This window comes from Pseudoalteromonas sp. Isolate3 (assembly GCF_022398505.1).
GTDB classification, from domain to species: Bacteria; Pseudomonadota; Gammaproteobacteria; order Enterobacterales; family Alteromonadaceae; genus Pseudoalteromonas; species Pseudoalteromonas apostichopi.
Genome location: NZ_JAKEVN010000155.1, coordinates 1 through 6,828, shown reverse-complemented (window position 1 = coordinate 6,828; position 6,828 = coordinate 1). Strand labels below are relative to the sequence as shown.

6 protein-coding genes and 10 tRNA genes are annotated in these 6,828 nt (G+C 41.1%); all 16 read left to right on the top strand.

Annotated features, from left to right (window positions below; translation table 11 throughout):
- Window positions 1-570, top strand: a 570-nt coding sequence (gene lolB, locus L1D46_RS19080; RefSeq protein WP_239978044.1) for a lipoprotein insertase outer membrane protein LolB, incomplete at its 5' end; no start/stop codon positions are given.
- A 2-nt stretch (window positions 571-572) separates the two neighbouring features.
- Window positions 573-1,439: a 4-(cytidine 5'-diphospho)-2-C-methyl-D-erythritol kinase gene (ispE, locus tag L1D46_RS19075; RefSeq protein WP_130051178.1), complete on the top strand. Its 867-nt coding sequence runs from the start codon at window positions 573-575 to the stop codon at window positions 1,437-1,439.
- Between the two features lie 79 nt (window positions 1,440-1,518).
- The gene (locus L1D46_RS19070) at window positions 1,519-2,466 is read left to right on the top strand and encodes a ribose-phosphate pyrophosphokinase (protein ID WP_130051177.1); all 948 of its coding nucleotides are present in this window, start codon (window positions 1,519-1,521) and stop codon (window positions 2,464-2,466) included.
- Between the two features lie 152 nt (window positions 2,467-2,618).
- The gene (locus tag L1D46_RS19065) at window positions 2,619-3,230 is read left to right on the top strand and encodes a 50S ribosomal protein L25/general stress protein Ctc (RefSeq protein WP_130051176.1); all 612 of its coding nucleotides are present in this window, start codon (window positions 2,619-2,621) and stop codon (window positions 3,228-3,230) included.
- Window positions 3,231-3,249: 19 nt separating this feature from the next.
- Window positions 3,250-3,834 (top strand): aminoacyl-tRNA hydrolase, encoded by a 585-nt coding sequence (gene pth / locus L1D46_RS19060; protein ID WP_082874093.1) that lies wholly within the window; start codon window positions 3,250-3,252, stop codon window positions 3,832-3,834.
- 34 nt (window positions 3,835-3,868) lie between these two features.
- Window positions 3,869-4,960, top strand: a complete 1,092-nt coding sequence (gene ychF, locus L1D46_RS19055) for a redox-regulated ATPase YchF (RefSeq protein ID WP_239978043.1) — start codon at window positions 3,869-3,871, stop codon at window positions 4,958-4,960.
- A 619-nt stretch (window positions 4,961-5,579) separates the two neighbouring features.
- Window positions 5,580-5,656, top strand: a tRNA-Met gene (locus tag L1D46_RS19050).
- Between the two features lie 60 nt (window positions 5,657-5,716).
- Window positions 5,717-5,801 (top strand) — tRNA-Leu (locus L1D46_RS19045).
- 36 nt (window positions 5,802-5,837) lie between these two features.
- Window positions 5,838-5,912: transfer RNA gene (locus L1D46_RS19040), tRNA-Gln, on the top strand.
- Window positions 5,913-5,916: 4 nt separating this feature from the next.
- A tRNA-Met gene (locus L1D46_RS19035) sits at window positions 5,917-5,993 on the top strand.
- An 88-nt stretch (window positions 5,994-6,081) separates the two neighbouring features.
- A tRNA-Leu gene (locus L1D46_RS19030) sits at window positions 6,082-6,166 on the top strand.
- 40 nt (window positions 6,167-6,206) lie between these two features.
- Window positions 6,207-6,281 (top strand) — tRNA-Gln (locus tag L1D46_RS19025).
- Between the two features lie 67 nt (window positions 6,282-6,348).
- Window positions 6,349-6,433 (top strand) — tRNA-Leu (locus tag L1D46_RS19020).
- A 40-nt stretch (window positions 6,434-6,473) separates the two neighbouring features.
- A tRNA-Gln gene (locus L1D46_RS19015) sits at window positions 6,474-6,548 on the top strand.
- A 67-nt stretch (window positions 6,549-6,615) separates the two neighbouring features.
- Window positions 6,616-6,700: transfer RNA gene (locus L1D46_RS19010), tRNA-Leu, on the top strand.
- Window positions 6,701-6,738: 38 nt separating this feature from the next.
- A tRNA-Gln gene (locus L1D46_RS19005) sits at window positions 6,739-6,813 on the top strand.
- Window positions 6,814-6,828 lie beyond the last annotated feature (15 nt).

Sequence of the window (6,828 nt, the reverse complement as noted above, 5' to 3'; positions counted from 1 at the left end):
ATTTTATTCATATTTTTTTTATTTATAGGTGGCTGTGCGCAAAAAATTTCAACAGTTGATTACATTTATCCCGACTGGAAAAGCCGATTAGAACAACAAGCTCAGTGGCAAGTACAAGGCAAAATGGCATTTATTAGTACAGAGCAACGCCAATCCGCCAATTTAAATTGGCAGCACGATGAGCAGCACAGTGAAATGGTACTCACCAGTTTTATTGGTACTCGCATCCTATCTTTAAAACAAAATGCACAAGGTGCTGAACTTGAATATGACGGCGATGTTTATACAGATAGTGATGCCTCAATGTTATTATATCGCCTAACAGGTTTTTCAATCCCATTAGATAACGCGGCAAAATGGCTAAAAGGAACTGTAGAAAACGAACAAGCCAGCTTTGATGAGCAAGGTCGTTTAAAAAAACTTATATGGCAAGCTCAAGATGGTCAGCAATGGCAGATTAGCTATTCAAATTACATCAAACATAATGGCTATTGGCTTCCTGTTAAGCTAAGCCTTAAAAACCAAAAAATTCGTATTAAAATTCAACTTAATGATTGGCAGTTAAATTAATAATGACGCAAGCTTCAACCGCCCCGCTAACTTTAATAGCACCAGCAAAACTTAATTTATTTCTTCATATAAATGGTCGCCGTGAAGATGGCTACCATGAACTAGAAACTTTATTTACCTTTTTAGAATTTGGTGACGACTTAACATTTACAGTGACCAATGATCTGGACATAAATGTAAAGGGTGATACCAGCGGCATTGAGTTAACAGACAATCTTATATACAAAGCAGCCCGTTTATTACAACAGCATTGTGATTGCCAACAAGGCGTTTCTATAGAATTATTAAAACGCTTGCCTATGGGCGGTGGCGTCGGTGGTGGTTCATCCGATGCGGCCACTACCCTATTAGCTCTCAATAAGCTATGGGGCTGTGATTTATCACTCGCAGAGTTAGCAAAACTTGGAGTAACATTAGGCGCCGATGTTCCGGTGTTTATTAATGGTCACAGCGCGATTGCTCATGGTATTGGCGAGCAGTTAGAAAATGTTGAATTACCGCGAAGCTGGTTTTGTGTTATTCATCCAGGGGAACATGTCAGCACCGCGAAAATTTTTACTCACCCTGATTTAAAACGCGACACTCCCAAGCTAAAAGCAGACTGGCAAATAGAAAATTTAGGCAACGATTGTGAGGCTTTAGTTAAAAAGCTCTGCCCCGAGGTTGAAAAAGCCCTGCAGTGGTTGCTAAAATACGCACCGTCAAAGATGACTGGTACAGGCGCTTGCTGCTTTGCTGAGTTTTCAACCGAGGCAGAAGCACAACAAGTTTTAGCTCAATTACCAGAAAAATGGACAGGTTTTGTTGCAAGTAGTGCTACACTTTCACCTGCTCATACAGCATTAAATGCTCACTTTGAAATGAAGTAACGTACAAGTAAATGTTAACCTGCTTTGGTGCCTACCATAGCCTGTTAGTCCCAAAATTCAGTGCCTGAGGAACCCTACCGTGCCTGACATGAAGCTCTTCGCTGGTAACGCAACACCTGAGCTAGCTCAAAAAGTTGCAAAACGTTTGTATATTGAATTAGGCGATGCTGTTGTTGGCCGTTTTAGTGACGGTGAGATCAGTGTTCAAATTAATGAAAATGTTCGTGGCTCTGACGTTTTCATTGTCCAATCAACCTGTAACCCCACTAACGATAACCTGATGGAGCTTATCGTTATGGTTGATGCCCTACGTCGTGCATCTGCTGGACGTATTACCGCAGTTATTCCTTATTTTGGTTACTCACGTCAAGACCGCCGCGTGCGTTCTGCGCGTGTTCCAATCACAGCTAAAGTAGTTGCAGATTTCCTTTCAAGTGTTGGGGTTGACCGCGTTCTGACGGTTGATTTACACGCTGAACAAATCCAAGGTTTCTTCGACGTACCAGTTGATAACGTATTTGGTAGCCCAGTGCTACTTGAAGATATGAAAGAACGCGACTTCGATGATGTTGTGGTTGTTTCTCCTGACATCGGTGGTGTTGTTCGTGCTCGTGCAATCGCTAAGCTATTAAACGACACAGACCTTGCTATTATTGACAAGCGTCGTCCGCAAGCAAACGTTTCACAAGTAATGCACATTATTGGTGACGTTGAAGGTCGTGACTGTATCATCGTTGATGATATGATCGATACCGGTGGCACTTTATGTAAGGCAGCGGCAGCACTTAAAGAGCACGGTGCAAAACGCGTATTTGCTTACGCAACTCACCCTGTGCTTTCAGGTGATGCAGCTGAGAACATCCGTAATTCAGTGATTGACGAAGTTATCGTAACTGACTCAATTACATTAACTGATGAGCTTAAAGCAATTGATAAAATCAAAGTGCTTACGCTTGCAGATATGCTTGCTGAAACAATCCGTCGTATCAGCAACGAAGAATCTATTTCAGCGATGTTTGAACACTAATCAAAGTCACTGAAATACTATAAAAAGCACCGCCTAGGTGCTTTTTTTGTAGTCGTTATTTATTTTCCCTGAAAGGGGTGGTATGATAGCGCGCCTTTTGGCTGGGGACCTTGGTCGCAAAGGCCCTAAGACTATTAATTATTGGAGACATTATGTCAACTTACACATACAATGCAGAATTACGTACAGAAACAGGTACTGGTGCGAGCCGCCGCCTACGCCGTGAAGATAAAGTTCCTGCAATCCTTTACGGTGCTGACAAAGAAGCTGCATCAATCGTTCTTGCACACAAAGATATGATCAAAGCGCAAGAAGACGAAGGTTTCTACACGCATATCCTTACTTTAAACATCGGTGGCGAGTCAGTTGAAGCTATCCTTAAAGATATTCAACGTCACCCGTTCAAGCCTAAGATCACTCACTTAGACTTCCAACGTGTAGATGCTACTCACAAACTTCACACTAAAGTGCCAGTACACTTCATCGGTGAAGACAAAGTAACTAAAGCAGGCAACACAGTTGTTCACCAATTAACTGAAATCGAAATCACGTGTCTTCCTAAGTCACTTCCTGAGTTCGTAGAAGTTGATGTTGCTGATCTAGTAGCAGGTGATTCAATCCACCTTTCTGACCTTAAACTTCCTTCAGGTGTTTCATCTGTTGAGCTAGCTAAAGGCGCTGATCACGATCAGTCAGTTGTTACTATCAAAGCTAACAAAGCAGCTCCTGCTGAAGACGAAGCTTCAGAAGACGCTGCAGAATAATTTTTAAGGTGTAAACACCTTGAATTCTATTCAAATGCTTGTGGGCCTGGCTAATCCAGGCCCCGAATACGCAAATACACGCCATAATGCAGGTGCTTGGTTCATCGAAGAACTGGCTGCACGTTATAACTGCACACTCAAACATGATCCAAAATATCACGGCCTCACTGGCAAAGTGATTATTCAAGGCCAAGAATTTAAATTACTGATCCCTACGACTTATATGAATTTAAGTGGTAAAGCGGTGAGTAGTCTCGCTAATTTCTTTAAAATTCCTGTAGAGAACATTCTCGTTGCACACGATGAAATGGACTTAGAACCAGGGGTTGCAAAACTTAAAAAAGGTGGTGGCCACGGCGGTCACAACGGTTTAAAAGATATTATTGCGAAAATGGCAAACCAAAAAGATTTCATGCGTCTTCGTATTGGCATTGGTCATCCTGGTCACCGAGAAATGGTAACAGGCTGGGTGCTAGGTAAAGCTGCGAAAGACGATCAAGAAAAAATGGACGCCGCCGTTGACGAAGCAGTTCGTTGTATGGAAATACTTGCAAAAGATGGTGTGTTAAAAGCACAAAACAGACTACATTCATTTAAACCTTAATCCGTTTTAATGAAATTACACAAGGTATCTTACTATGGGTTTTAAATGTGGCATCGTTGGTTTGCCAAACGTTGGTAAATCAACACTATTTAATGCACTAACTAAAGCGGGTATTGAAGCCGCTAACTTCCCTTTCTGTACCATCGAACCAAATACGGGTGTGGTACCGGTTCCTGATGCGCGCTTAAATGATTTAGCCACTATCGTAAATCCTCAGCGTATTTTACCAACGACGATGGAATTCGTTGATATTGCCGGTCTAGTAAAAGGTGCATCTAAAGGTGAAGGTTTAGGTAACCAGTTCCTAGCAAACATTCGTGAAACAGATGCGATTGGTCATGTTGTTCGTTGTTTTGAAGATGAAAACATTGTTCACGTTGCTGGCACAATTGACCCTGCTGATGATATTGATGTAATTAACACTGAATTAGTACTGGCTGATATGGACAGTGCTGACAAAGCCATTTTACGTAATGCTAAAAAAGCTAAAGGCGGCGACAAAGACGCTAAAGAACAAAATGCTGTTTTAGAAAAAGTGAAAGTACATCTAGATGAAGGTTTAACGTTACGTTCTTTAGAACTAACAAAAGAAGAACAGGCTGCAATTAAGCCTCTTAACTTCTTAACAATTAAACCAACTATGTACATTGCTAACGTAGCAGAAGATGGTTTTGAAAATAACCCTTACCTAGATAAAGTACGTGAAATTGCTGCTGCAGAAGATGCCGTTGTTATTCCAGTATGTGCTGCTATTGAATCTGAGTTATCTGAGCTTGAAGAAGAAGATAAATTAGAATTTATGGCTGACTTAGGTTTAGAAGAGCCAGGTCTTAACTTAGTGATCCGCGGTGGTTACGAGTTACTTAAATTACAAACATACTTCACTGCAGGCGTAAAAGAAGTACGTGCATGGACAATCCCTGTAGGTGCAACTGCGCCACAAGCTGCGGGTAAAATCCACACTGACTTTGAGCGTGGCTTTATCCGTGCACAAACTATCGCATTTGATGACTACATTGCGTTTAAAGGTGAAAGTGGTGCTAAAGAAGCAGGTAAAATGCGCCAAGAAGGTAAAGAATACATCGTTAAAGATGGTGATGTAATGAACTTCTTATTTAACGTATAAGCATTTTCGCTAGTTTTATTTTAAAAGGCTCGTTATTACGAGCCTTTTTTATTACCTAAGTTTTGCTAGCTTTGTAGATAATGCTAGCCTTAAAGATGCCTGTCACTTTAGGGGATTAATGTTCTTTAATTTACGTGTATTGATTGCAAATCGTATTTTTACACATATGAGTTAAGCAAGCTGATCTCAACAACAGTTTAACCATAAAGTTAATAAGGTCAGTATCAATTCAATCTACCCTATTGCTGAATTAATGAACCAATAATAGGTAAAAGTGCAAACTATTTTTAGCTAAAGTGCTTATTGAAAACCCTTAACTTTGACTTTTATGCGATTAAACAGCCTAAAAGAATACACTAACTAATTTTGCAACTTGATTTTTGTTTAAAAATCAATCAGATTTAAATCAGTGTAATAACAACCTCAAAGCAGATTACAGTTTTAAATTGGCAAATAGCTGTCAAAAAAACAGCAATTCAAATGAAATTTAGCCACTTAGCTTAATTTTAGCGCAAACAAACACAGATAAGCGTTTTTTTGCAAAAAAGGTGTTGACGGATTTAGGTCATATCAGCATAATACGCCCCGCACTCAGCGATGAAGTGCTAACAAAAAAGATGGCTAAGTAGCTCAGTTGGTTAGAGCACATCACTCATAATGATGGGGTCACAGGTTCAAATCCCGTCTTAGCCACCATTCTTTTTGTTGCTCAATGAAGAGTTTAAAATAACTACCAGTACTTTAAGTACAAATGATGCGGGAGTGGCGGAATTGGTAGACGCGCTGGATTTAGGTTCCAGTAACTTCGGTTGTGAGAGTTCAATTCTCTCCTTCCGCACCATGTTCTTGATAAGAACTAAAACTATCAAGCTTTTGTTGGGATATCGCCAAGCGGTAAGGCAGCAGGTTTTGATCCTGCCATTCCCAGGTTCAAATCCTGGTATCCCAGCCACAATGGCTAAGTAGCTCAGTTGGTTAGAGCACATCACTCATAATGATGGGGTCACAGGTTCAAATCCCGTCTTAGCCACCATTCTTTCTTTAGAATGGCTCTACAGGAGTTTAAACTGTACTCAATGAAGAGTTTAAAATAACTACCAGTACTTTTAAGTACAAATGATGCGGGAGTGGCGGAATTGGTAGACGCGCTGGATTTAGGTTCCAGTAACTTCGGTTGTGAGAGTTCAAGTCTCTCCTTCCGCACCATGTTCTTGATAAGAACCAAAACTATCAACTTATTCTTTGTTGGGATATCGCCAAGCGGTAAGGCAGCAGGTTTTGATCCTGCCATTCCCAGGTTCAAATCCTGGTATCCCAGCCACTTTCTCTACCAAGAGAGTGTTGAAGAATGTCTCTAGCTAAGAGTTGAAAGTAGCAACCCTTTTGATGCGGGAGTGGCGGAATTGGTAGACGCGCTGGATTTAGGTTCCAGTAACTTCGGTTGTGAGAGTTCAAGTCTCTCCTTCCGCACCATGTTCTTGATAAGAACCAAAACTATCAAATTATTCTTTGTTGGGATATCGCCAAGCGGTAAGGCAGCAGGTTTTGATCCTGCCATTCCCAGGTTCAAATCCTGGTATCCCAGCCACTTTCTCTACCAAGAAAGTGTTGAAGAATGTCTCTAGCTAAGAGTTGAAAATAGCAAATTCTTTGATGCGGGAGTGGCGGAATTGGTAGACGCGCTGGATTTAGGTTCCAGTAACTTCGGTTGTGAGAGTTCAAGTCTCTCCTTCCGCACCATGTTCTTAAGTAGAACTAAAACTCTTCAAGTTTAGCGTTGGGATATCGCCAAGCGGTAAGGCAGCAGGTTTTGATCCTGCCATTCCCAGGTTCAAATCCTGGTATCCCAGCCACTTTCTCTACCAAGA

Bases quoted from the DNA above. Each gene is read 5' to 3' on its own strand.
- L1D46_RS19065 (WP_130051176.1), top strand. From the start codon at position 2,619: ATGTCAACTTACACATACAATGCAGAATTACGTACAGAAACAGGTACT.
- ispE (WP_130051178.1), top strand. From the start codon at position 573: ATGACGCAAGCTTCAACCGCCCCGCTAACTTTAATAGCACCAGCAAAA.
- ychF (WP_239978043.1), top strand. From the start codon at position 3,869: ATGGGTTTTAAATGTGGCATCGTTGGTTTGCCAAACGTTGGTAAATCA.